The following is a 23,279-nucleotide window of genomic DNA, read 5'->3' as shown; positions in this document are numbered from 1 at the left end:
GAATCTTCGACGCCCGCGACGGCGCTGGGTTCAGCGGGGAGCGCGCGGCGGCCGGGCGGGTCGCTCCGGCGCGGTCAGTGCGAAAGGATCAGGGCCTTCTGCTCGGGGATGACGGTGCGCTCCCGAGGGGCGTCCGCGCGTTCCGCTTCCTCGGTTTCGGGGCGGTTGGCGAACAGGCTTTTCAGGGTGCTCAGCAGCGGCTGTTCCTTCGCCGCTTCGGCGACCTGGCTGCGGCTTTCCACGGGTTCCGGGTTGGCCGCCGTGACCACGTGGAAGTCGCTGATCTCGATGATCCCGCGGCCCTCGGCGAGCAAGTGGAAGGAGAAGGCCTTGCGCGCTTCCGGGTTGTCGAAGGTGAAGCTCATGTCCAGCGGCTTGCCTTTGAGCAGGCGCGGGATGTCCGGTACCGGTATGGGAACGTCGCGTTCGAACTCCTTGGTCTTCAGCGTCACCCGGGCGCCGTTGCGGTCCATCTGCAAGGCGCGGATCTTCAGGGTGACCGTGGTCCTGCTGTTCTTCGGCATCTCCAGGTATTGCGCGCCGATCAGGTTGTCGGTCCAGTCGTTGTGGGTTTCCGGCTTCAGGCGGATGCGTTCGTGGGTGGCGAACTGGAACTCCTGGCCCAACTGGCCGGCCTGTTGCACGGAGTGGTCGAGGACGGCGGCGCGCTGGCTGACCAGGCGTGCCTGGCGACCGCTGAAGCGACCGAGGAACTCGGCTTCGTCGGCGATGAAGCCCTCGCTGCGGTAGCGCCGGCAGACCTGCTGGAAATCGCATTCGACGAAGGTGTCCTTGCCGTCGTGGTGGCGCAGCATGCCGTTGGTGTAGGACATCATTTCGCGGCCGCTGGCGTAGTCGCGGAACAGCGAGCGCCCGGAAATCCCCGCCGGCACGCGGTAGCCGAAATAGTCGAGGACGGACGCGGCGAGGTCGACGTGGCCGTAGACGCCGCTCTTGATCGGCGGCAGCGCCGCCTGTTCCGGTGCCAGTACCAGGTTGAAGCCCCAGGCCGAGGCGAGGCGCACCTGGTCGACACCGTGGGATTCGTCGGAAGTGAGCACCACCAGGGTGTCGCGCAACACGCCCTGTTTCTCCAGGTCGGCGAGGAAGGCGTCGATCGCGTCGTCGAGATAGGCCACCGCGGCCTGCTTGGCGCTCGGGTAGCGGGCCAGGTAGTCGGCAGGCGCCGAGTAGGGCTGGTGGGTGCCGACGGTGAGCAGGGTCAGCATCCAGGGTTTCTTCTGCTGGCGCAGCTGCTTCACGTAGGTCGCGGCGCCCTCGAAGAAGGCCTTGTCGTCCATGCCCCAGGGAAACTCCAGGTAGGACGTGTTGCGGAACCAGTCGCGCCCGAGGGTCTTGTCGAAGCCCATCTGCGGCATGACCTTGTCCTTGGCCATGAAGCGCAGGCCGGCACCCTGCAGGAAGTGCGTGCTGAAACCGTGCTGGCGCAGCTGGGCGGGCAAGCACTCCCTGGCCCGGGCCGGGTTGTTGAGCAGCTCGACGCCCTTCGGCGTGCCCGAGTCGAGCTTGCTGTAGTCGCCGCAGAGCATGGCGTAGAGGCCGCGGATGGTCTGGTGGCTGTGCAGCACGTAGTCCGGGGTGGTCATCGCCCGTTCGGCCCAGCCACTCAGTCTGGGCATCGGCGCTTCGTGGTAGCTGCTGTTGATGGCGGCGCGGTTGGCGGCGATATACGCGCCGGGGATTCCCTCCATGGCCACGATCAGGACGTTGCGCGCGCGCCCTCCGCCGGCCAGCAGCGGCGTTCCGGAAAGGTCGAGCTGGTTGAGCCCGGCGACGTCCGGCGGGGTGTCCGGACGGTCGTCGGCGAGCCAGTCTTCGACCGCCAGTTGGCCACTGCTGAGCGCGCTGGCCAGCAGCTTGTGCGGCAGGTTGTACTGCTGCCATTGGTCGGCGTCGCTCGGACGCAGGTATTGCAGGCCGACATGCGCCGCCAGGAACGCCGCCGGCAGCGCGTAGGCATAGCGCGGCAGGCGCGGACCGCGGCGACGCCAGAGCAGCACGCAAAGCAATGTCGCGCCACCGAGGCCGAGCGCCAGTGGCAGGTGGGCGAGGCCGCCGCCCTGGGTGGAGCTGCTGACGAACTGCGGATCCAGCAGGTACTTGAGGTCGGAAGGTTCCGGCATGCGCCCGACCGCGCCGACCAGTTCGGCATTGCCGATCAGGAACAGGCACCAGAGCAGCATGACCGGGAGCGCGAACCACAGGGAGCGTCGATGCAGGAGCAGCACCAGCAGGCTGCCGAGGGCCAGGTCCGAGAGATAGCCGAACGGCGTCGACCAGCCGAGCCAGTAGCGGCCGGCGAGGGGAACGACCAGGAACAGCGCGGCCAGCGCCAGAAGCGAGCCGCAAGATGAGAGCCAACGGCTGAGTGGACGCACAGGAACTCCTGATGAGCGGCAGCGAGAATCCTTGATAAGGATGTTCCAAAAAAGTCTTTAGGGTTCACGATTTTGAAACATCGTTGTGCTTACTGCCAGTAGACAGTCGGCATTTGGGAAATGTCCGCGTGGTTCAGGATGTTTCGGCGCGAATGGCCGGCAAGGCGATGAGCGGCGTCGGCGTACCGGCAAAAACTTCCGCCCGCATGCGTGGCGCCCGGTAGAATGCCGCCCCTTCGACAGGGGGAGACAACATGGCGGTCATCGGGCGTTTCAATTCACTGCAGGTGGTCAAGCACACGGAGTTCGGGCTCTATCTCGACGGTACCCAGCACGGCGAGATCCTCCTGCCCAAGCGCTATGTGCCGAAGGACCAGCCCAGCGAAGTGGGCGACTGGCTCAACGTGTTCATCTACCTGGACAGCGACGACCGCCTGATCGCCACCACTCAGACGCCCAAGGTCCAGGTCGGCGGTTTCGCCAGCCTGAAGGTCGTGGAGATCAACCGGATCGGCCTGTTCCTCGACTGGGGCCTGCCCAAGGACCTGCTGCTGCCGCATTCGGAAGAAAAGCGTCCGTTGCAGGTCGGCGACTACTGCGTGGTCTACGTCTACCTGGACAAGCGCACCAACCGCATCACCGCCACCGCACGCCTGGACCGCCAGTTGGACAACCTGCCGCCACGCTACAGCGTCGGCCAGGCGGTCGACCTGCTGGTGGTGGAGCGTACCGAGATGGGCTTCAAGGCGATCATCGAGGGCAAGCACTGGGGCCTGATCCACAAGAACGAGGCGTTCAAGTTCCTCCGCAGCGGCATGCGCGAACAGGGCTACATCAAGGAATTGCGCGCGGACGGCAAGATCGCCCTTAGCCTGCAGCCGGTCGGCGCCGAGGCCGCCGTCGAGCTGAGCCAGCAGATTCTCGCCCGGCTGCTGGAGGCCGGCGGCAGCCTGCCGCTCAGCGACAAGAGTTCGCCGGAAGATATCCACCGGCTCTTCGGGGTCAGCAAGGGGACCTTCAAGAAGGCCATCGGCGGCCTCTACAAGAAAGGCCTGATCCTGATCCACCCGGAACGCATCGAACTGCCGCGCTGAGGTTTCCGCTCAGGGCTGGAGGAACGGGGCGAAGTCCAGGCCAGCGCCGCCGGGGCGGACGTCGCGCAGGCGCTTGCCGGGGTCCGCGCTCAGCTCCAGGCTGAGGGTCGGCCGGCGGGCGTTCTTGTCGCGCAGTTCCAGGCTGTCCTGCTGATGGCGAAGGAAACCGGTGGGCACCTTCAGGTGCTCCACTGCATCGCCGGCCGGGTTCGCCAGCAGCAGGTTGAGGAACTTGCCGGCCTTCAGTTGGCTGAGCGGAATATCGAACCACCAGACGTTCTTGCTCTTGTTGAAGCGGGCGAGCAGGGTGTTGCCGGCATCCAGCACGGACATGCCCAAGGCCTGGTTGAGCTGTGCGATGGCTGCCGCTTTATCGAGTTTCATGGAGTTTCCTGACGGGCCGCGCCGGCCGGGATGGCGGGCGGGTAGCCGGATATTCTAGCAGCCGGAGGGACGCCGCAGGACCTGCGCGGTGCGCAGGCCCCGCCGCTCAGACCATCCGCCGGAACTGCCGCCAGCGTTGCTGCCAGCCCAGCAGCAGCGGAGAGACCGCGGGGCCGGTGCCGGCGTCCTGCAGGCGCGGGTGGTGGCTGACCACGTTGACCAGGATCGGCTCCTGGGCGTTCTTCACATCGACGAAGAACAGGTGCTGCCCCTGGTGCAGGCGTTCTTCGAAGGGACGGAAGGCGCGGTTGGTGCGCTGCAGGCCGAAGAAGCTGCCTTCCCACAGGCAGAACGCGCAGAGCATGGCGCCGAGGAAGATCACCGGAATCCAGCCGGCGGCGGTTTCCGTCCAGCCGCTGGCATAGGCGAAGGCCACGGCGACGATGGCCAGGACGAGGCCGACCAGCAGGCCGACACGGCCGGAGCGGACCACATCCTTCTTCATGAACGGAGAGACTTCGTGCAGATGGCGCTGGCCGGTCTCCGCGTCCTTTTCGCTGAGGACGTGGATCTGCTCGGTGGCGATGCCGCTGGCTTCCAGTTCGGCTTCGAGCCGTTCCAGCTCGTCGAGGTTGTCGCTGATGTAGTAATGCCGGTTCATGGCATGCCTCCCATCGTCTGACGGCCTGTTCCTTGGGCGAACAGGCAAAGGTCGATACCCCCTGTCGGTGAATCCCGGAGCACCCGCAAGCGGCAGGTCGGCCGGGATTGTCGGTTTCTTGCGCAGCATTCAGTCTAGCATCCGCGGCAGCGGCGGCCGGTACGCCGGTCTGCTGGCTTCTTCCTTCAACATAGGCCGGAAGCGGGGTAGTGGCGGGGCCGGGCGATGGACGGGCCAGGTACGGGTGGGCCGTACGCAGCCCGCGAGCGCAGGATTACTCGGCGGGAACGATGATGGCGACGCGGCGGTTCTCGCTGCGGCCGGCGCGGGTCTTGTTATCGGCCACCGGCTTGCTCATGCCAAGGCCGCGGACCTCGATGTTGGCCGCCGGCATGCCGGCTTCGCGGAATACCGCGGCCACCGATTCGGCGCGCCGTTCGGAGAGCTTTTGATTGTAGCCTTCGTCGCCGTAGTTGTCGGTGTGGCCTTCCAGGCGGACCTTGTCGATGTCTACCGCGAGCAGGGCGCGGGCGATCTTGGTCAGGGTGTTGCGGCTGTCGGGATTGAGACGGTCTAGATTGTTGCCGAACAGCACCTTGCTCGACATGCCGAACTCCCAGCCTTCGTCGCGGAGTTCGAAGCCCTGCTCCTGGAGCACGGCGATCTGCTCGGCGCTCAGGCCGGTCTGCGGCGGCTTGGTCTGGCAACCGGCCAGGCCCAGCACAAGGCTGAACAGGGCGAGGGCAAGCAATCTACTTGGGTGGAGCCTCTGGGGTAGCACTGTCTATCTCCTTTTCTTCCTGAAGGATGCGGGGGTCGTTGAGTTCCGCCAGGCGCCGGCTGCCGCGGGCCTGGCGCTTGGCGATGTACATCGCCATGTCGGCGTCGTGGAGCAGCGCCGCCGGGGTATCCGCATGCTCGGGATAGAGGGCGATGCCGATGGTCAGCGAGGTACTCACCGTGCTGCCGTCGCTGAGCCGGATCGGCGCCTGCATGCTGGCGATGATGTTGTCGGCGATGCGCAGGGCGTCGGCGCCGGACGCCAGCGGTGCGAGCAGGACGGCGAATTCGTCGCCGCCCAGGCGCGCCACCAGGTCGCTTTCGCGCAACTGCCCACGGATGCGCATGGCGATGTTGACCAGCACGGTGTCGCCGGCGGCATGGCCGAGGCGGTCGTTGATCTCCTTGAAGCGGTCGCTGTCGATGAACAGCACCGCCAATTGCTCGCGATGCTCGTTGGCATCGCGCAGCGCCCGGCTCAGGCGGCCTTCGAAGAAGGCGCGGTTGGGCAGGCTGGTCAGGCTGTCGTGGTGGGCCTGGTGCGCCAGCGAGGCGTTCTCGTCCTGCAGGCGCGCCTGCCAGGATTCGAGTTCGTCGAGCAGGGCGTTGAAGTCCTCGCCCAGTTGGCTCAGCTCGGCGATGCCGGCTTCCGGTACGCGCTTCTCGAAATCCCGTTCGCGGCGCACGGTATGCGCGACCTTCGCCAGTTGGTCGAGCGGGCCGACGATACCGCGTACCAGCCGCCGCGACAGGTAGAAGGCGCCCAGGGCGGTAAGCAGCAGGCACAGGACCATGCCGGCGAAACCGGTGAGCAGGAAGCGCAGCAGGCTGCCGCCGGAGCCCTTCACCTCCACCGAACCGATCTTCTGGCCGTCGTGCAGGATCGGTTGTTCGGTCGGCGCGCTGAGCAGCCAGTGCGCCAGTTGCTGTTCCAGCAGGTGCAGCGGCCCGGTGCTTTCCCGATGCCAACTGGCCAGGGTCTGTCCCTGGCGGTCGTAGACGATGGCGCTGGAGACCTCTTCGCTGGAGGCGATCAGCGCCAGGGACTCCTCAGCGGCCTGGGCATCGCCGAAGACCACCGCGGCTTCGACGGTATAGCTGATGGAACGGGCGATCAGTTGCTGGTTGGGGTCGGCATAGGCGCGCAGGGTCAGCAGGCCGACCAGGGTCACCGCCAGCCCGGCGGTGAATACCGCGACCAGCGCCACGCCCAGGTGCGCGCGATAGAGCACCCGGCGCAGCGATGGATTGGAACCCGTATAGCGACGACGACGGTTCATCACGGAGTGGCCTGCCGCCTTGCCAGTTTCAATACGCTCGGGTGCACGCGTACGCCGCTGCGGGCGATGGAGTCGAGATTGGCCTCGAAGGTGATGCGCGGGCCGCCGACGTTGAGGCAGAACATGCTGCCGACGCTGCATTCGGTGCCACGCTCGCTGATGGACAGGACCGGATGCCCGGCCAGGCTGCGGAACACCTGCTGGCGCTCGCGCTCGTCGACCACTCCGAGGTAGATCACGTTGCAGAGCGTGCCGAGGTCCGGGTTGTCCACCGCGCGGCGTTCCGCATGCACGCGCCTGCCATTGGCCTGCACCATGCCGCGGAGCAGGCCGTCGGCGTACTCGGTCGGTCCGACCACGCAGAGTTGCAGGACCGCCGGCTCCTTCGGCCAGCGCACGTAGCTGAATATGCCCAGCAGAACCTGGCTGACCGCATTGCTGCGTTGCTCGACCGACGTCCGTGCGTCGTCCGCCCACAGGCCTCCGCCGCCCAGGCAGGAAACCGCCAGGACCAGGCAGGCCAGGGTGCGCCTGTAGAGGTCGAGGGGCTGCAAGGTGGGCAACGAAGGCAAAAAGGTTTCCTCCAGGAAAACGTAGCGGGGTGGCACGACTGGCCAGTGTAGTCGGTGTGCGGCGAATATTACCGGATGTGCCGGGAAAGAAAGCCGTTCGGTGTCAAATCAATGGCGCAATTGCCGGAGATGGAAGCGCTTTGCGTCTTGTCCTGTCTGGTTTTCTGGCTGAGCATGTAGGGCGTTACTGACCTTTATCAGGGGGCGGCATGATCCGGGAAATCCTCAAGATGGGTGACGAGCGCCTGTTGCGCATCGCGCAGCCGGTGCCGTCCGAACTGTTCGGCAGCGAGGAGCTGCAACGGCTGATCGACGACATGTTCGAAACCATGCATCACGTCGGCGGGGTAGGGCTGGCCGCGCCGCAGATCGGCGTCGACCTGCAGCTGGTGATCTTCGGTTTCGAGCGCAGCGAGCGCTATCCGGACGCCCCGGCCGTGCCGCCGACCATCCTGCTGAACCCGCGGATCACCCTGCTGGACGACGAGATGGAAGAGGGCTGGGAGGGCTGCCTGTCGGTGCCGGGGTTGCGCGGCGCGGTATCGCGCCATCGGCGCATCCGCTACCAGGGCCTGGACCCGCAGGGACAGCCGATCGACCGCAGCGTCGAAGGGTTCCATGCGCGGGTGGTGCAGCACGAGTGCGACCACCTGATCGGCCGCCTGTATCCCTCGCGAATCACCGACTTCAGCAAGTTCGGCTTCACCGAGGTGCTGTTCCCCGACCTGGACCCCGCCGCGGACGATTGAGCGGTTGCGCCTGCGGCTCTGCTCCGGCCTGGCTCAGCTCCGCGGTGGGGTGCCGAGCGGCGCCGCCGGAGCGTGTTTTTTCGCTCGTTTCGCCAGGCGTTTCTCCTGGGCGGTTTTCAGCGGTTTCCTACGAGTTTCCTTCTTCGCGTTCAGTCCCTTGCTCATGGCGTTCACCTCCCCACGCAGCACCTGCGTGGCGCGCCGGATGGCCGATGGCGTCCGCGGCGCCGGACGGCGGCGGACGCTTCCAGCATAATGCGTGGCGCAGCGCCCGGCGCGGGCGGCGATCGACGGCGCTCAGCGCAACTGGCGTTGTGCGGTGATTTCCGGCAGGTCCTGGCGGCGCAGATAGACCAGTAGCGGCTCGCCGATGTTCAGTCGTTCGTTGATGTTCTGTTCCAGCAGGATCTGCAACTGCTCGCGGCCCAGGCGCATGACGTCGTCGCGTACCGAACTCCAGACGAACTCGCTGGTGGGCGTGATGCTGTCGTCGGCTACGTCCATGCCGAAGGAGTCTTCGCTGAAACGCACGATGTAGCGGCCGGTCTTGCGGTTGAAACCGACGAACCCCTTGAGGGCATCGGCGGCCTGGCAGATGTCGGTGGATGTGATGCTCATGCGGAACCTCCCTGAACGTTCCTGTTTCTCTGGGCGCACGCATGATCGGCGGCGCCCCCGTTCTGCGGCGGGGGTCGCTGGTGCCGAGCGGGGTATTCTGCCAGTTGCCGCCGCCCGGGGAAGAGGGCGGATCGCGAACGGTAGTGGGACGGATTGTCGCGACCTTGGTTAAACCGCCGCCACGCGCTAGGCTCGGGGTTCGCAGCCGACCGAGTGGAGAACAGCGCCAGATGCCAGGGGCCGTGGATTTCAAGGAGCGGATATCCCGCCAGCGTCCGCATGACAGGGAAACCTACGGACATGCCGGGAACACCGATCTGCAAGACATCGTCTACCAGTTGGAAAGCGACCGCGGGCGCATCGTCAATTCCGCCGCCGTGCGTCGCTTGCAGCAGAAGACCCAGGTCTTCCCGCTGGAGCGCAACGCGGCGGTGCGCAGCCGCCTGACCCATTCCCTGGAAGTGCAGCAGACCGGGCGTTTCATCGTCCGCACGCTGTTCCGCCAACTGGGCCCGCGTGCCGCGGAGGTCGGCCTGGACGGGCTGGAAGGCGCGCTGGAAAGCCTGGTGGAAATGGCCTGCCTGATGCACGACGTCGGCAATCCGCCGTTCGGTCATTTCGGCGAGTACGCCATCAACGACTGGTTCGAACGCAACCTCGACGCCCTGTTCGAGCGCCGCATACCGCCGGGCCAGGGCGACGGCCTGTTGCAGCAGCGCATGCTCACCGACCTCAAGCATTTCGAAGGCAACGCCCAGGCCATCCGCCTGGTGGTGAAGCTGCTGCGCCTGAACCTCACCTACACCCAGACCGCCGGCCTGCTCAAGTACGTGCGTCCGGCCTACGAGCCGAAGCCGGACAAGGCGGCGGCGAACCACTACCTGAACAAGAAGCCGGGCTTCTATCTTTCCGAGGAAGCCTTCGTCGACGAACTGCGCCGAGTCCTCGGCATGCGCCCGGGCACTCGCCACCCTGTGGCCTACATCATGGAAGCGGCCGACGATATCTCCTATTGCCTGGCCGATATCGAAGACTCGGTGGAAAAAGGCATCCTCGACATCCGTCAATTGGCGGATCTGCTGGTGAAGAAGTTTGCCGTCCACCATTCGCCGGACGCGCCGATTCCCGGCGACGCGGACAACATGAGCTTCCAGCGGATGGTCGACTACTCGCTGGAAAAGGCCGAGCGGGAGCCGATCAACAAGGTCAGCGAATTCTTCATCCGCCTGCGGGTGAAAATGATCCACCCGCTGGTCCAGCACGCCGCCCAGCAGTTCATCGACAACCTCGAAGCGGTTCATGCCGGCACCCTCGGCCGCGCGCTGATGGAGGACGGCAGCCTGCCGCACGCCATCGTCCAGACGTTCAAGGACGTGGCAATGGAATGGGTGTTCTGCCATCCGGAGGTGGAAACCCTGGAATTGCAGGGCTACCGCATCATCCAGGGCCTGCTGGATTTCTACGCGCCGCTGCTGCGCCTGCCGGCCGAGGAGTTCCAGGCCCTCGCCGAAGGTCGCCAGGCCGCCGCGCCGCATCCGCAACTGCTGGTTCGGCGCCTGCCGAGCCAGCAGATCAAGGCTTACCTGGAGGCCATGAAAGGTGTGGCGGAGGACCCGTTGCAGCGGCAGTGGGAGTTCTACCACCGCTGCCGCATGCTCCAGGATTTCGTCAGCGGCATGACCGACCAGCATGCCCAGGACGAATACCGCGCGTTGTCCGCGCTGTAAGCGGAGGAGCGAGATGCGCGCTGTCGTCGAACTGCTCGCCGGCGCCCGCCGCCTGGTGATCTTCACGGGCGCCGGGGTGTCGGCGGAAAGCGGGATTCCCACTTTCCGCGATGCCCTTGGCGGTCTCTGGGCGCGCTACGATCCGGCGGCCCTGGCCACGCCCGCGGCCTTCGCCGACGATCCCGCGCTGGTCTGGGGCTGGTACGAGTGGCGCCGCCTGAAGGTGCTGGGTGTCCAGCCGAATCCCGCGCACCGGGCGATCGCCGCGTTGAGCGGACGGATCGCCGGCACCCGGTTGGTCACCCAGAACGTCGACGACCTGCATGAACGCGCCGGCAGCCGCGACGTCCTTCACCTGCATGGCAGCCTGCACGCGCCGCGTTGCGCGATCTGCGCGGCAGCCTACCGGGACGCCTTGCCCGATTCGGTCGAGCCGGAAGAGGGACGACGGATCGAGCCGCCGCGTTGTCCGGCCTGCGGCGGACAGGTCCGGCCGGGCGTGGTCTGGTTCGGCGAGGCGCTGCCCGAGGCGGCGCTGCGCGAGGCTTTCGCCGCGGCCTGCGAGTGCGACCTGTTGCTCAGCGTCGGCACTTCCGGCGTGGTGCAGCCGGCGGCGCGGATACCCGGACTGGCGCTGGAGCACGGTGCCAGCGTCGTGCATGTGAACCCGCAACCGGTGCGCACCCGCCATCCGCGCGAACACTGTCTCGTCGGTCCGGCTGGCGAGGTGCTGCCCGAACTGTTGCGCCGGGCGTTTCCCGGCTGAGGCGGCTCAGCCCTGGGACGAGCCGAAGAGGATTACCGCGGAACCGATCAGGATCAGCAGCCAGTAGAGCGCGCCGAGCACGATGAACAGCAGGTTGTAGCCCGAATAGCCGGCGTTGCCCGTGCCCTGCGGGTCGCCGCTGGCGAGGTTGGCCTGGCGCTGGATGTTGCGCATCGGGATCAGCGGCGTGAGCAGCAGCAGGAGCGAGGGCAGCGAGTAGGGCTCCAGCGCGGGGACCACGTCGGTGAGGTGGCTGATCAGGTTCGCCGCGACCGTCAGCAGCACCGCCCAGGTCGCATCCTTGCTCGGGCTCCATAGTGCCTGGCGCTCTTCCGGCAGGGCCTGGTGGATCCGCCGGGCGAGGGCGTGGAAAAAGAAGATGCCGAAGATCGCCCGCCATACCGGGCTGATCCGCCGCTCCATCTGCGGTTGCTGGGCCTTCCAGTGCTTGTACATCCAGTACACGCCGTACAGCCCCAGGGTGACGAGGGAGAGCACGCTCATCTTGCCCAGGGAAGTGACGAAGAAATGCGCCCGCTTCGCGCCGCGGGTTTCCACCAGGGGCGCTTCCGGGGTCTTGTAGACGTTTTCCATAACTGATCAGGCAGTCCTTGAGAAAAACCGCCATTTTGCCTTCCGCCGCTCCGTCAGGCCAGCGGCCAGGGGCGTGCCGCCCCGGCCGTCCGATCAGGCGTTGCGGCTGGGCGGCGCCATGAACTCGGGACCGACCGGATCCTGGATGGTCTCGGCGAGGATCCGCTCGATGCGGGCCATGGCCTCGTCGTCCAGGCGCCAGCCGAAGGCGTCGGCGATGCCGTTCAACTGCTCCGGCTTGCGCGCCCCCCACAGCGCCACCGTAGGGCCGCGATCGAGAATCCAGCGGATGGCCAGGGCCAGCACCGACTTGCCATAGCGCTCGCGAGCCAGTTCCTCCAGTTGCGCGACCGCTGCCAGGTACTGGGCGAAGCGGGGCTGCTGGAACTTCGGGTCGGACTTGCGCAGGTCGTCGCCATCGAAGCGGGTCTCGGCGTTCATCCGTCCGGAAAGCAGGCCGCGGCACAGCGCTCCGTAGGCCAGCACGACGATGCCGTTACGCTCGGCGTAGGGCAGCACGTCGGCGTCGATGGCGCGCTCGAACAGGTTGTAGGGTGGCTGCACGCTGGCCAGCGGAGCGAACTGGCGGAACCCGTCCATCTGTTCCGGCGAATAGTTGCTCACGCCGATGGCGAGGATCTTGCCGTCGCGGCGCAGGCGCTCCAGTTCGCCGGCGGTTTCCTCGTGCGCCACCAGCGGGTCCGGCCAGTGAATCTGGTACAGGTCGATACGATCGGTTTTCAGCCGCCGCAGCGAGTCCTCGACCTCCCGGCGGATGCGTGCGGCGGAGGCGTTGCGGTGGATGCCCGCGTCGCTCCACTCCAGCGCCGCCTTGGTGGCGATCACCGCCTTGTCGCGCAGGCCCTGCAAGGCCTTGCCGACGACCTCTTCGGAATGGCCGAAGCCATAGACCGGCGCGGTGTCGATCAGGTTGATCCCGGATTCCACCGCACGCCGGATGGTTTCCACCGACGTCGCGTCGTCAGCGCCGCCCCACATCCAGCCGCCGATGGCCCAGGTGCCGAGGCCGATGCGCGAGACCGGCGTGTCGATACCCTCGATGCGAATGCTTTCAACGCTCATGGAAATACTCCTGCAGATCGGGAAAACGCTTGCCGGCAATGCGCTCGGCGGCACGGAGCGATTACTCTAGATCACCCGAGATTGAATGTGGCTCAATGCTGCATTGACCTCCGAGAACTGCCAGGAGCCCTGGAATGCCGGCTTTCACCCGTTCCGAACTCGCCGACCTGAACGTCTTCATGACCATCGTCCGGCGCCGCAGCTTCCGTCACTCGGCCCAGGAGCTGGGTGTCAGTACCTCGGCGCTGAGCCACAGCATGCGCAATCTCGAGGCGCGGCTCGGGGTGAAGCTGCTTAACCGTACCAGCCGTTCGGTGGTGCCGACCGATGCCGGTAGCGCGCTGGCGGCCAAGCTGGAGGATGGTTTCCAGGTGATCGGCGAGGCGCTCGGTGAGCTCGATGCCTATCGCACCTCGCCGGTGGGCCGGCTGCGCCTGAACGTGCCGCGCGATGCCTCGCGGCTGCTGCTGGGGCCGGTCCTCAGGCGCTTCACCGAGGCGTATCCGGACCTGCAACTGGAACTTTCGGTGGAGGACCGCATGGTCGACATCGTCGCCGACGGCTACGACGCCGGCATCCGTTACGGCGGCACGGTGCCCCAGGACATGGTCGCGGTGCCATTGACCGGGGAGCTGCGCTGGGTGGTGGCCGCGTCGCCCGATTACCTGGCGCGCCACGGCGTGCCCCAGCGGCCGGACGACCTGTTGCGGCACGCCTGCATCCGCATGCGCCTGGGCGACAACTCGTTCTACAAATGGGAACTGGGCGACGGCGAGCGGATGGTCGAGGTCGACGTGCCCGGCCCTTTCAGCGTCAACGAAAGCAATACGGCGGTCGCCGCGGCCTTGGACGGCGTTGGCCTGGCCTACTGCCTGGAAGTGGGAATCGCCGAGGAGCTGCGTAGCGGCCGGCTGCAACTGGTATTGCCCGACTGGACCTCGATGGGCGCGCCGTTCTGCCTCTATTATCCGAGCCGACGCCAGCCGCAACCCGGCTTGCGCCAACTGATGGAAATGATCCGCGGCGACTGGCTGGGGCGTGCCTGAATCGTCCTCCCGCCAAACCTTGCAAGGAGCCCCCCATGCTCACCGGTCTCAATCACCTGACCCTGGCGGTCGCCGACCTGCCGGCCAGCATCGCCTTCTACCGCGATCTTCTCGGCTTTCGCCTGGAAGCGCGCTGGGACCAGGGCGCCTATCTCGAACTGGGTTCTCTGTGGCTGTGCCTGTCCCGGGAGCCGCAGTACGGCGGGCCGGCCGCGGACTACACGCACTACGCCTTCGGCATCGCCGCCGCGGATTTCGCCCGCTTCGCCGCGCAGCTGCGCGCGCATGGCGTGCGCGAATGGAAGCAGAACCGCAGCGAGGGCGATTCGTTCTACTTCCTCGACCCGGACGGCCATCGCCTGGAGGCCCACGTCGGCGACCTGCGCAGCCGGCTCGCGGCGTGCCGGCAAGCGCCCTATGCGGGAATGCGTTTCGCCGACTAGGCCTTGGCCTTGCCGGAAGCTACGGACGCCACGGCCGGGCCGGCGAGGCGCTTCAGCAGGCGCGGGCGGTTGCGCTCCAGTGCGCCGCCGCGCCCCCGCAGGCCGTCCCACAGGCCCCAGCCCAGGCAGCGCAGCTTGAGCAGCTTGTCGCGTTCGAGCAGGAGCACCGCGAGGCCCTGGGTCAGGGTCGGCAGGTTCGCCAGCAGGGCCAGCGGCGAGGACCGGGCGTAGCGGCGCAGGACCAGCAGGCCGTTGCGCGCCAGGTAGTAGCGGCGCAGCGGGGCGTGGTTCATCGCGCTGAGGCTGAGACCGCCGAGGCGGCGGGTCTTGCGCGTGCCGATGCGGTGCTCGAGGACCAGCCGTGGGTCGACGTACAGGGGCACGTTCAGCGCCTGGGCGCGCAGGCTGTATTCGGTGTCCACGTGGTCGATGAACAGTTCCTCGTCGAAGTGGCCGAGGCGCTGGTAGGCCTCGCGGGTCAGCAGGCAGCCGGAGGAGATCAGGAACGAGGTGCGCTGCGGGGTCGTCAGGCCGTCCAGAGACAATTGCCTGAGCGTCAGTCCGTCGAGATGGATGGCCGGCAGGAAGCGCCGGTCACCCCGGTCGAAGATCCGTGGGCCGAGCAGGCAGGCCTGACCGTTGCGCGCCTGCAGGTTGCGCCACTGGGCGGCGAGGAAGGCGCCGCCGGGACGGGAGTCCTGGTCGAGCAGCAGCACACCCTGCACGCCACGCCGGAACAGCGCGTCGAGCCCCTGGTTGAAGGCGCCGGCGATGCCCTGCCGGTTGCCGTGGTGCAGCACGGCGATGCCTTGCCCGCGCAGCCGGGCATTGCGCTGCGGATCGCTGTGCGGTGAGTTGTCGACGGCGAGGAAGCGCAGTTGCGGAAACGCCGCCGCCAGTTCGCCAAGGTGTTCCAGGTCGTCGTCGCCAGGATTGAACAGTACCACCAGCACGCCCATGTCTATCCGGTCCATGATCGTTCTTCTCCCGTAGGTCGAAGTTGCCAGGCCAGGACCAGCCCGGCCAGAACGAGAAGGGCGCCGGCGAGGAATGGCGCGCCGGCCAGGGGCACTGGCGCGAGCGGACCGCTGCCCCAGTGGAACAGGCCGCTCATCAGCGGCGGACCGACGATCGCGGCGAGGCTCATCAGGCTGCTCAGCACGCCCTGCAACTCGCCCTGGCGGTCGACCGGCACGCGGGCCGAGAGCAGCCCCTGCATGGCCGGGGTGGCGAGGCTGCCGAGCGCGAAGGGCAGCAGCGCGCAGACCAGCCAGAATGACGAGTCGACCAGGGCGAACAGCAGCAGGCCGCAGCCTTGCAGGGCGAGGCCCAGGCGCAGCAGGCGGGCGTCGTCCAGGCGCCGCTTGCAGAGGTTCACGCCGAGGGTCTGGGCGAGCACCGCGAGCACGCCGTAGAGGGCCAGCGAGTAGCCGATCCAGGCGCTGCTCCAGTGAAACTTCTCGATCACGAAGAACGGCCAGACCACCATCACCGCCTGCAAGCCGAGGAATACCAGGGCAAGCACCGCCAGCAGGCGTCCGACCCCCGGTTGCCGAGCCAGGCCGCTGATCGAGCGCAAGGCATTCATCCGCCTCGGATCCAGGCGGCGGCGTCGCGTCGGGGGCAGGGTTTCCTCGAGGAACAGGCCGGCGAGCAGGGCGTTGAGCAGGCACAGGCCGGCGGCCAGCAACAGCGGCAGCGTCGTGCCGTGCACCGCCAGCAGCCCACCGAGGGCGGGGCCGAGGATCATGCCCAGGGCGAGGCCGGCGTACAGCCAGCCGAAGTGCCGGGTGCGCTGCCCGTGCGTGCCGAGGTCAGCCGCGCAGGCCATCGCGGTGGCCACGCTGGCGCCGGTGAGCCCGGCCAGCGCGCGACCGAGGAACAGCATCCAGAGGCTGTCGGCCAGCGCCAGCAGCAGATAGCTGAGGGCGAAGCCGAGCATCGCCAGGACCAGGACGGGGCGGCGTCCGAAGCGGTCGCTGAGGCTGCCGAGGACCGGCGAAAAGAACAATTGCAGCAGCGCGAAGGTCATCACCAGGGCGGCGCCCCAGGTGGCCGCGTCGCGGACCGCCAGCGGCGCCACGCTGCCGATCAGCGTCGGCAGCAGGGGCACGATCAGGCCGACGCCAGCGGCATCCAGCAGGCAGGTGAGGAACAGCAGAGGCAGGACGCGTTTCGCGCCGGGACCGTGTTCCCGCGTGGCGGAGGGGCAGAGGCTGGTCGTGGACACGCCAGGACCCTCCCGGCGAACACAGGAAATCCCGATCCTGGGACGCCAGCGACGGCAAGGGAAACTACCGGAATTCACAGGTTCGACGAACGGTCGCGGCAACGCCGGCGGGCTGTGTGATGTCATAATGATGCGACCCGTGCGCCAGTCGGGTATCCTTGCCGGCCTCTCAACGTTGTTTCCTAACGATATTTTCCTCCTGTCGCGAGCAAAGGGATTTCAATGACGCCCAGAAAAGGAAAGCTACCTGCCGTGCTCGCCTGCATGGCAGCGCTGGCGGGCTGCAACATCAACCCGGCGAACCAGGGCTCGGTGTCGTCCTGGTTCTCCATGCGCGCCGGCGATCCGCCCAGCTTCGTCACCGGCGTGGTCGGCTTCGAGAACACCGGCAGCAACGACCCGTCCACCCGCCTGACCCTGCGTTTCCGCGATCCCGCCTCCAAGACCCATGCGGCCCACGTCACCACCTCGTCGTACTCCGAGCTGTTCAGCCTCGCACTGACGCCGCGCTACTACGAGCTTTACGAGTTCGAGGTGAGGTACCTGTCCTATACCGTCACCCGCGAGACCGGTGCGTACGAGGAGCGCTGCGAGGCCAACGGCGAGGCGCTGGAGAAGACGGTCCGGAAAAGGAAGCGCAGCGTCACCCACACGGCGGTAAACGTGGAGTCCAACTGTCGTTCTACGCCGCTGACCAAGACCGACTACTACTACGAGACCTATACCTCCAAGCCGTTCTCCGCGCCGTTCCGTGCCGAGAGCTTCGCCACCAACTACATCGGCGACTTCCGCGTGCAGTGCAGCTACAAGGAGAAGAAGGGCAAGACCCTCGTCGACAGCTGCCGTCTCAACTACGGCGCCGTCAGCCGCGATCGGGTGGACGCCTGGGTGGCGCAGATGAACGAGGCAGACAAGGACAAGCGCGAGCCGCTGCCGCCGGTACGCCAGCAGGCGGTCGACACGAAGAAGGCCGGCAAGCTCATCCATTCGGTATTTCGCTGAGGCGCTCGCTCAAAGAGCGCCGGCGATCGCGCGCCAGGTGTCGGCGTATCGCCATCGCAGCCAGGCGACCAGGCAGCGCTCGTGCCAGCGTCGCAGGGCGCTGCTCCTTTGCCGCGCCAGGCGTCGCTCGATGGCCTCTTCCAGCCAGGCCTCGTCGAAGGCGGTCCATACCGCCGGAGCGGGGCTGAGCAGGTTGCCGTGGCAGACCGGCGCCACTTCCTCGAAGAACAACCGCTCCAGCAACGCCGGGTCGACGCCCTTTATCCGCCGGGCGATATCCTCGGGCTCCAGGAGAGTGTCGACGAAGGCGTCGGATAGCGCGTGGCGCAGTCGTCGGCGTTGGCTCGGGTCAAGGGCCATGGCAAGTATGGGTCCGCAGGCTGGTGCGCAGGCAGCATAACCCGCCACGGCCAGCGTGGAGAGGCGTCAGGCTCGACGGGGACGCCAGGAGCGACGACGAAGGGGTGGGCGCTGGCGGCCGAACCAGCGCCAGCGGTTGCGCCGTAGCGCCTCGTGGCACTCGTCGCGCAGCCAGGCTGGCAGCAGGCGCAGCCAGCGCAGGTGACGCCAGGGGCCCGGCAACAGGCGCAGCACCTCGAGCAGGGCATCGTTGTCGTCGCAGGCGTAGGCGCCGTCGACGAACAGCCAGGTGTCGAAATGATCGGGTGCCAGCCCGAACCAATCGAGAATCGCCAGGCCTTCGGCGGACTGCGCGGCAAGCAGCTTCAGCCGGTGGTCGGCGCGGCGTGCCAGGAAACCGCTCCAGAGCGTGCAGAAGCGGCAGTGCTGGTCGTACAACACGACCTTGTCGCCGGGCTTGAGGTACGGCGGCAGTGACATGAGGGGCCCCCTTGGGTTCGGCTTTGTGCGCAAGCCCGGAACCGTAACGGCGGGAAGGGAGGACGACTAGTCGGGGTGCTGTCAGAGTTTTCTTTCTGTGCGGTCATCGATTCGTCTTTCGCCGGACGGCGCCGGGCAACGCGCCATTCCTCTTCCTGAAGGACGATGCTGCGCCAGGCCGGTTTAAGTTCGATGACGCCGGGACGAACGGGAGATGTCCCCGTCCGTGGGGCACGGACGGGGCGCGGCGGGGAATCAGCGGGCGAACGCTTCGAGAAGGGTCTTGGCGGCCAGCTTGCCAAGGTTGTTGGAGGCCAGCGGGCTGTCGCCGGTGAGCAGCTTGCGGTCGCGGTGGACCTGGCCGGTGATGCCCTTGTTGAGGATCTTCACCCCGAGCTTCTGCAGGTTCTCGCCCACCAGCCAGGGCAGGGGACCGGGCATGTAGCCGATCTCCAGGTTGGCGCCGGTGTCCAGGGCGTCGGGGAACACGCAGATCTCGTAGCCCTTGAACGGGTAGTCCTCCGGCTTCTCGTCGACCGCCGGTGCCAGCAGGCAGGCCGGACCGTGGCAAAGGGTGATGATGTAGCGGTCCTTGGCGAGGAAGGCATTGAGCAGCCGTTTCACCTCCCGGCTGTGCGGAATGCCCGCCAGCACGCCGTGGCCGCCGGGAACGAACACCGCGGCGTACGGCGAGTCGTCGGCGACGGCCTGCTCCAGGAGGTCGGCGAGCTTCCGCGGCGCTTTCAGCTTGGGCAGGTACTTCGCGTAGATGCTCTTCACCGCCTCGTCCTCACCGGGCATCGCCCACATCTCCAGCTTCACCGGGTTGCCGGAGAGCGTGGCGACATCGAACTCGAAGCCGGCCTTGTCCAGGTGGTACATCGGCAGGAGCATTTCCACCGGGTGGTTGCCGGTGGAGAACATGCTGCCGTTCTGCATCAGGATGTAGCGTTCGTCGGTACCGATCATCAGCACCTTCTTGCCGCCCTTGTACGGGGTCGGGTAGTCGGCGCCGTCGAAGTCGGTCTTTGCCGAGGTGTACTGGCTCAGGGAATAGGGCGAGGGAAAGAACGCGTTGTGCTCTGCGTGGTCGGGCGTCGGGGTTCTGCTGGTATCGCGCTCGTTGCTCATGGCTCGTTCCTTTCTGCGTGATGGAGGTCGTACCAAGACGATAGGCGGGGTCGCCGGCCGGCGAAATAGGGGAAATCCCCTAACCCACGATCGGTCGCCTGAGGGTTTTCCCCTATGGGCTTTTGCCGGCAAGCCGGGGATCATGCGGGAAAAGTCAGGAACGTCCGCTCCATGACCGACTACGCCAGCCTTCTCTTCGACAGCGTCGCCCGGCTGCGTAAGGCCGCTACCACCGAGGCGGTCTGCCGCGAGATGGTGGAGTTCGCCGCACGCCTGGGCTTCGACCGGGTGATCGTCTGCAGCCTGTTCCCCCGCCCCGGCGAGGACGAACTGATCGACGAGCTGTTCTTCGTCCATGGCGACTGGGCCGAGGGGCGCAGCGCCCAGCAGCGCGACGCCTATCTTCTGCACTGTCCGGTCACCCGGCACATCCTCGAACTGGACGAGCCGTTCTTCTGGTCGAAGAGCCCCTCGGAGGATCCCGAGCGCATGACCTACCGCATCGTCCGTGGGGTCCGCGACCTCGGCCAGGTCAATGGCATGCAGGTGCCGGTGTTCGGCCGCAACGGTCTGGAGGGCGCGGTGTCTTTCGCCGGCGAGCGGCTGGACCTGAATGCCGGTTGCAAGCTCGCCGCCCAGGCCTTCTGCCCGATCCTGTTCTTCGCCCTGAAGCGCCTGCGCGGCCCTGTGTCGGCGGGCGATGCGCAAGCGCTCAGCGAGCGCGAGCGGGAAGTCCTGCAATGGATCGCCCTGGGCAAGCAGCAAGCGGAGGTGGCGGCGATCCTGATGATTTCCGAGCGCACCGTGGAGAATCACCTGCGTGCCGCCCGCCGCCGTCTCGGCGCGGCGTCCACCGCCCAGGCGGTGGCGCGGGCGCTGCGCCTGGGCGATATCGAGGTCTGAGCGGCTTCAGGGAGCGGACGTGAGGACGATCTTGCCGATGTGCTGGCCGGAGTCCATCAGTTCGTGGGCCTGGCGCGCCTGTTCCAGAGGGAAGGTGCGGAACACTTGCGGCCGGACAGTGCCGGCGCGCACATGCGGCCAGACCTGGCGCTCCAGTTCGGCGATGATCGCGCCTTTCTCGTCGTGGCTTCGCGAGCGCAGGGTCGAGCCAAGATGGACCAGGCGCTTGCTCAGCATCGGGAACAGGTCGACTTCGGCGGCCTTGCCCTTGATCACGCCGATCTGCACGATCCGTCCGTTCATCGCCGCCGCCTGGTAGTTCCGCGTCACATAGTCGCCGGCAACGATATCGACGATCACATCGACCCCGCGACCTTCGGTGCCGCGCAGCACTTCCTCGACGAAGTCCTGCTCGGTGTAGTCGATCGCCACGTCGGCGCCGAGGCGCAGGCTGGCCTCGCGCTGGGCCTCGCTGGAGATCGTGGTGAAGATCTTCGCCGCGCCGAAGGCCTTGCCCAGCATGGTCGCGGTGGTGCCGATGCCGGAGGCGCCACCGTGGACCAGCAGCGTCTCGCCGGCCTTGAAGCCACCGCGCTGGAACAGGTTGACCCAGACGGTCATGAAGGTTTCCGGCAGCGCCGCCGCTTCCTCCATGCCCAGGCCGTCGGGCAGGTGCAGGGTGGTGCGCTCGTCGGCCACCGCGAACTGCGCGTAGCCGCCGCCGGGAATCAACGCCATCACCGCCTCGCCGACGGCGAAGCGGCTGACCTCGCTGCCGACCGCCCGCACCGTGCCGGCGATTTCCAGGCCGGGAATGTCCGAGGCGCCGGGCGGCGGGTCGTACACGCCCTTGCGCTGAAGCACGTCGGGGCCATTGACGCCGGCGGCGCGGACTTCGACCAGAACCTCGTGCGGGCCGGGCGTCGGCAGCGGCCGGCTGGTCGCCACCAGTACCTCGGGGCCGCCGGGCCGGGCGATCTCGATGGCGGTCATTCGTTCGGGAAATCGGTTCGTGCTGCTCATCGCATGCTCCTGGGAAAATGGTTCGGACCTGGTTCGCATGGTAATCAGCGCGGATGCCGTGGTCGCGCAGCGCTTTTTCATTAGACTGATGCGAAAATGCATCAGGAAAACCGCCATGAATTGGGACGACACCCGCGTCTTCCTCGCGCTCTGCCGCGAGCACACCCTGCGCGGCGCCGCCCGCGCGCTTCACGTCGACCAGGCCACGGTGGGCCGGCGGCTGGCGTCGCTGGAGGCGGCGCTGGGCTCGACCCTGTTCCTGCGCACCTCGTCCGGCTACCTGCTGACCCCGGCCGGCGAGGCGGCCTTCGAACTGGCCGAGAAGATGGAACGCTCGGCCCTGGAGTTGCTGCGGCGGACCCGCGGGATGGACCACCGACTGTCCGGCGAGGTGCGGTTGTCCACCACCGACTCCCTGGCCGTCGACTTCGTGCTACCCGCCCTGGCCCGCCTGCACCTTGAACACCCGGATATCCGCGTGCTGCTCGACAGCGCTTCGGCCGTGGTCGACCTGCCCAAGCGCGAGACCGACATCGCGATTCGCACCCTGCGGCCGGAAAATCCCGATTTGATCCTGAGAAAACTCGCCAGTTGGCCCATGGGCCTGTTCGCTTCCGCGGACTACCTGCGGCGCAACGGCGTACCGGTGCCCGGCGAGCGTTTCCGCGGCCACGACCTGGTGATGTACGAACCCTATTGGCACAGCCAGCGCGAACTGACCCTGGGCGGCGAGCCGATCCGCGACGGCCGGGTGGTCATCGCGGTGAATTCCAACATGATGGTGCGCCAGGCCCTGGCGCGTGGCCTGGGGCTCTGCGAGCTGCCGCTGTACATGGGCGAGCGCGACGGACTGGTGCGGGTCTGGCCGCAGCGTGAGCGACGCCGGCCATACGAGGTGTGGATGGTTACCCACAAGGACCTGCGCCACACCGCGCGGGTCCGCGCGGTGATCGAGCGGCTGGTGGAGGCGTTCGCCGAAGCGCCGGCCTGAGCCTGCAACGCCGGCGCCGGGTTCCGGTCGAATGCGGCGGCGCGCCGCGGAATCGCGCATCATAGGCGCCATCAGATCGAGGAGATTTCCATGGCAATCCCAAGCATCCCGCGTTTGGCCGTACTGACGCTCGGACTGGCGCTCGCAGCGGCCGCCAGTGCCGCCGACGAGGCGCAACTGGTCGAGGCGATCAACGCCTACCGTGGCCAGGTGCAGTCCTGCGGCGGGCAGGCCAGCGGCGAACTGCCGCCGCTGGCCGCCGATCCGCGCCTGGCCTTGCCGGTGAGTGCCGCCGGCGACCTGCAGCAGGCGATGGCGCAGGCCGCCTACCCGATGGTCAACGTGCAGTCGATCAGCCTTTCCGGGCCGCGCGATGCCGGCGCGGCGATGAAGGCGCTGCAGGAAAGCTTCTGCCGCGTGGTGCTCGACCCGCAATTCGTCGACGTCGGCGTCAGCCGCCAGGACCGCGACTGGCGCATCGTCCTCGCCCGGCCATTGCTGCGCGGCGGCATGGGCGATTGGCAGGCGGAAGGGCAGAAGCTCCTGGAACGGATCAACGCCGCCCGCGGGCAAGCCCGCCAGTGCGGTGGCAAGCCCTACGCAGCGGCCCAGCCGCTGGCCTGGAACGCCACCCTTGGCGGCGCCGCCGAAGCGCATTCGCGGGCGATGGCCAACGGCAACTTCTTCGACCACCTCGACCGCGACGGCCGCACCCCCGGCGACCGCGCCGAGCTGGCCGGCTACAGCGGCGGGCTGATCGGCGAAAACATCGCCGCCGGCCAGGACGGGGTGGACAAGGTGGTCGACGGCTGGCTGGCCAGCCCGGGCCACTGCGCCAACCTGATGAACCCCGGCTACCGCGAGCTGGGCGCGGCCTACGCCACCGATCCGAAGAGCGACGCGGGAATCTACTGGACGGCCATGTTCGGTTCGCCCTGAAGTCCTCCGCGCCCGGAACTGACG

26 protein-coding genes are annotated in these 23,279 nt (G+C 67.4%); 10 read left to right on the top strand and 16 right to left on the bottom strand.

Going from position 1 to position 23,279, the window contains the following annotated elements; translation table 11 throughout:
- Positions 1-74: 74 nt before the first annotated feature.
- On the bottom strand, positions 75-2,399 hold the full coding sequence (locus tag LJF27_RS08745) for an LTA synthase family protein (protein ID WP_003082248.1): 2,325 nt from the start codon (positions 2,397-2,399) through the stop codon (positions 75-77).
- Positions 2,400-2,653: 254 nt separating this feature from the next.
- On the opposite strand from LJF27_RS08745, the gene LJF27_RS08740 reads away from it, so the two are divergent.
- Positions 2,654-3,493, top strand: coding sequence for a CvfB family protein (locus LJF27_RS08740; RefSeq protein ID WP_003082250.1), 840 nt, complete (start codon positions 2,654-2,656; stop codon positions 3,491-3,493).
- Between the two features lie 9 nt (positions 3,494-3,502).
- Here LJF27_RS08740 and LJF27_RS08735 read toward each other — a convergent pair whose 3' ends face one another.
- The 5 genes from LJF27_RS08735 to yfiR form a co-directional block, all read right to left on the bottom strand.
- Entirely contained in the window at positions 3,503-3,877 is a 375-nt protein-coding gene (locus LJF27_RS08735) for a hypothetical protein (RefSeq protein ID WP_003123156.1), read from the bottom strand.
- A 106-nt stretch (positions 3,878-3,983) separates the two neighbouring features.
- On the bottom strand, positions 3,984-4,538 hold the full coding sequence (locus LJF27_RS08730; RefSeq protein ID WP_003112496.1) for a magnesium transporter: 555 nt from the start codon (positions 4,536-4,538) through the stop codon (positions 3,984-3,986).
- Positions 4,539-4,812: 274 nt separating this feature from the next.
- On the bottom strand, positions 4,813-5,319 hold the full coding sequence (locus tag LJF27_RS08725) for an OmpA family protein (RefSeq protein WP_003082254.1): 507 nt from the start codon (positions 5,317-5,319) through the stop codon (positions 4,813-4,815).
- A complete protein-coding gene (tpbB, locus tag LJF27_RS08720) occupies positions 5,291-6,598 on the bottom strand; it encodes a diguanylate cyclase TpbB (protein ID WP_003082256.1) in 1,308 nt (435 codons plus the stop codon). The genes LJF27_RS08725 and tpbB overlap by 29 nt, the downstream gene beginning before the upstream one ends.
- Complete coding sequence (yfiR, locus tag LJF27_RS08715) at positions 6,598-7,170, bottom strand: diguanylate cyclase inhibitor YfiR (protein WP_003082257.1); 573 nt, start codon at positions 7,168-7,170, stop codon at positions 6,598-6,600. The genes tpbB and yfiR overlap by 1 nt, the downstream gene beginning before the upstream one ends.
- A gap of 209 nt (positions 7,171-7,379) precedes the next feature.
- On the opposite strand from yfiR, the gene def reads away from it, so the two are divergent.
- Positions 7,380-7,919 carry a peptide deformylase gene (gene def / locus LJF27_RS08710; RefSeq protein WP_003120589.1) on the top strand — a complete coding sequence of 180 codons (540 nt, stop codon included), beginning with the start codon at positions 7,380-7,382 and terminating at the stop codon, positions 7,917-7,919.
- A 33-nt stretch (positions 7,920-7,952) separates the two neighbouring features.
- Here def and LJF27_RS30380 read toward each other — a convergent pair whose 3' ends face one another.
- Together LJF27_RS30380 and LJF27_RS08705 are read right to left on the bottom strand one after the other, a co-directional pair.
- Positions 7,953-8,084, bottom strand: a complete 132-nt coding sequence (locus LJF27_RS30380) for a hypothetical protein (RefSeq protein WP_023130118.1) — start codon at positions 8,082-8,084, stop codon at positions 7,953-7,955.
- 132 nt (positions 8,085-8,216) lie between these two features.
- The gene (locus LJF27_RS08705) at positions 8,217-8,537 is read right to left on the bottom strand and encodes a DUF2025 family protein (protein ID WP_003082265.1); all 321 of its coding nucleotides are present in this window, start codon (positions 8,535-8,537) and stop codon (positions 8,217-8,219) included.
- A gap of 230 nt (positions 8,538-8,767) precedes the next feature.
- On the opposite strand from LJF27_RS08705, the gene dgt reads away from it, so the two are divergent.
- A complete protein-coding gene (gene dgt, locus LJF27_RS08700; protein ID WP_003133889.1) occupies positions 8,768-10,264 on the top strand; it encodes a dGTPase in 1,497 nt (498 codons plus the stop codon).
- Positions 10,265-10,277: 13 nt separating this feature from the next.
- Positions 10,278-11,030 (top strand): SIR2 family NAD-dependent protein deacylase, encoded by a 753-nt coding sequence (locus LJF27_RS08695; RefSeq protein WP_003449055.1) that lies wholly within the window; start codon positions 10,278-10,280, stop codon positions 11,028-11,030.
- A 6-nt stretch (positions 11,031-11,036) separates the two neighbouring features.
- Here LJF27_RS08695 and LJF27_RS08690 read toward each other — a convergent pair whose 3' ends face one another.
- Both LJF27_RS08690 and LJF27_RS08685 read right to left on the bottom strand, forming a co-directional pair.
- Complete coding sequence (locus LJF27_RS08690; protein ID WP_023116703.1) at positions 11,037-11,624, bottom strand: DUF4234 domain-containing protein; 588 nt, start codon at positions 11,622-11,624, stop codon at positions 11,037-11,039.
- A gap of 93 nt (positions 11,625-11,717) precedes the next feature.
- Positions 11,718-12,707, bottom strand: coding sequence for an aldo/keto reductase (locus tag LJF27_RS08685; protein WP_003082273.1), 990 nt, complete (start codon positions 12,705-12,707; stop codon positions 11,718-11,720).
- A gap of 134 nt (positions 12,708-12,841) precedes the next feature.
- Here LJF27_RS08685 and LJF27_RS08680 point away from each other — a divergent pair, with 134 nt between their 5' ends.
- Both LJF27_RS08680 and LJF27_RS08675 read left to right on the top strand, forming a co-directional pair.
- Positions 12,842-13,753 carry a LysR family transcriptional regulator gene (locus LJF27_RS08680; RefSeq protein WP_003086503.1) on the top strand — a complete coding sequence of 304 codons (912 nt, stop codon included), beginning with the start codon at positions 12,842-12,844 and terminating at the stop codon, positions 13,751-13,753.
- Positions 13,754-13,788: 35 nt separating this feature from the next.
- Positions 13,789-14,196 (top strand): FosA family fosfomycin resistance glutathione transferase, encoded by a 408-nt coding sequence (locus LJF27_RS08675; protein WP_003082280.1) that lies wholly within the window; start codon positions 13,789-13,791, stop codon positions 14,194-14,196.
- Here LJF27_RS08675 and LJF27_RS08670 read toward each other — a convergent pair.
- Positions 14,193-15,170 carry a rhamnosyltransferase gene (locus LJF27_RS08670; protein ID WP_023116700.1) on the bottom strand — a complete coding sequence of 326 codons (978 nt, stop codon included), beginning with the start codon at positions 15,168-15,170 and terminating at the stop codon, positions 14,193-14,195. The two genes, LJF27_RS08675 and LJF27_RS08670, sit on opposite strands and share 4 nt — an antisense overlap.
- The gene (locus LJF27_RS08665) at positions 15,158-16,426 is read right to left on the bottom strand and encodes an MFS transporter (protein ID WP_003109102.1); all 1,269 of its coding nucleotides are present in this window, start codon (positions 16,424-16,426) and stop codon (positions 15,158-15,160) included. The genes LJF27_RS08670 and LJF27_RS08665 overlap by 13 nt, the downstream gene beginning before the upstream one ends.
- 312 nt (positions 16,427-16,738) lie before the next feature.
- Here LJF27_RS08665 and LJF27_RS08660 point away from each other — a divergent pair, with 312 nt between their 5' ends.
- The gene (locus tag LJF27_RS08660; RefSeq protein WP_003123148.1) at positions 16,739-17,428 is read left to right on the top strand and encodes a hypothetical protein; all 690 of its coding nucleotides are present in this window, start codon (positions 16,739-16,741) and stop codon (positions 17,426-17,428) included.
- Positions 17,429-17,437: 9 nt separating this feature from the next.
- Here the strand turns inward: LJF27_RS08660 and LJF27_RS08655 are convergent, their stop codons facing one another.
- The 3 genes from LJF27_RS08655 to hchA all read right to left on the bottom strand — a co-directional run bounded on the left by LJF27_RS08655 (position 17,438) and on the right by hchA (position 19,399).
- Complete coding sequence (locus LJF27_RS08655) at positions 17,438-17,788, bottom strand: DUF7079 family protein (protein WP_003133878.1); 351 nt, start codon at positions 17,786-17,788, stop codon at positions 17,438-17,440.
- A gap of 66 nt (positions 17,789-17,854) precedes the next feature.
- Positions 17,855-18,268, bottom strand: a complete 414-nt coding sequence (locus LJF27_RS08650) for a thiol-disulfide oxidoreductase DCC family protein (RefSeq protein WP_003163116.1) — start codon at positions 18,266-18,268, stop codon at positions 17,855-17,857.
- 255 nt (positions 18,269-18,523) lie between these two features.
- Positions 18,524-19,399: a glyoxalase III HchA gene (gene hchA, locus LJF27_RS08645; protein ID WP_003082292.1), complete on the bottom strand. Its 876-nt coding sequence runs from the start codon at positions 19,397-19,399 to the stop codon at positions 18,524-18,526.
- A gap of 171 nt (positions 19,400-19,570) precedes the next feature.
- Between hchA and LJF27_RS08640 the strand changes: the two genes are divergently transcribed.
- The gene (locus LJF27_RS08640) at positions 19,571-20,302 is read left to right on the top strand and encodes a PA1136 family autoinducer-binding transcriptional regulator (RefSeq protein ID WP_012614395.1); all 732 of its coding nucleotides are present in this window, start codon (positions 19,571-19,573) and stop codon (positions 20,300-20,302) included.
- 6 nt (positions 20,303-20,308) lie between these two features.
- Here the strand turns inward: LJF27_RS08640 and LJF27_RS08635 are convergent, their stop codons facing one another.
- Positions 20,309-21,295, bottom strand: coding sequence for an NAD(P)H-quinone oxidoreductase (locus tag LJF27_RS08635; protein ID WP_025921045.1), 987 nt, complete (start codon positions 21,293-21,295; stop codon positions 20,309-20,311).
- Between the two features lie 145 nt (positions 21,296-21,440).
- Between LJF27_RS08635 and LJF27_RS08630 the strand changes: the two genes are divergently transcribed.
- Both LJF27_RS08630 and LJF27_RS08625 read left to right on the top strand, forming a co-directional pair.
- Positions 21,441-22,316: a LysR family transcriptional regulator gene (locus LJF27_RS08630; RefSeq protein ID WP_003082301.1), complete on the top strand. Its 876-nt coding sequence runs from the start codon at positions 21,441-21,443 to the stop codon at positions 22,314-22,316.
- A gap of 90 nt (positions 22,317-22,406) precedes the next feature.
- Complete coding sequence (locus LJF27_RS08625; protein WP_023116697.1) at positions 22,407-23,255, top strand: CAP domain-containing protein; 849 nt, start codon at positions 22,407-22,409, stop codon at positions 23,253-23,255.
- The last annotated feature ends 24 nt before the right edge of the window (positions 23,256-23,279 follow it).

Source organism: Pseudomonas sp. 203-8 (assembly GCF_020708595.1).
Taxonomy (GTDB): Bacteria; Pseudomonadota; Gammaproteobacteria; order Pseudomonadales; family Pseudomonadaceae; genus Pseudomonas; species Pseudomonas aeruginosa.
This window is presented reverse-complemented; position numbering and strand designations above follow the sequence as displayed.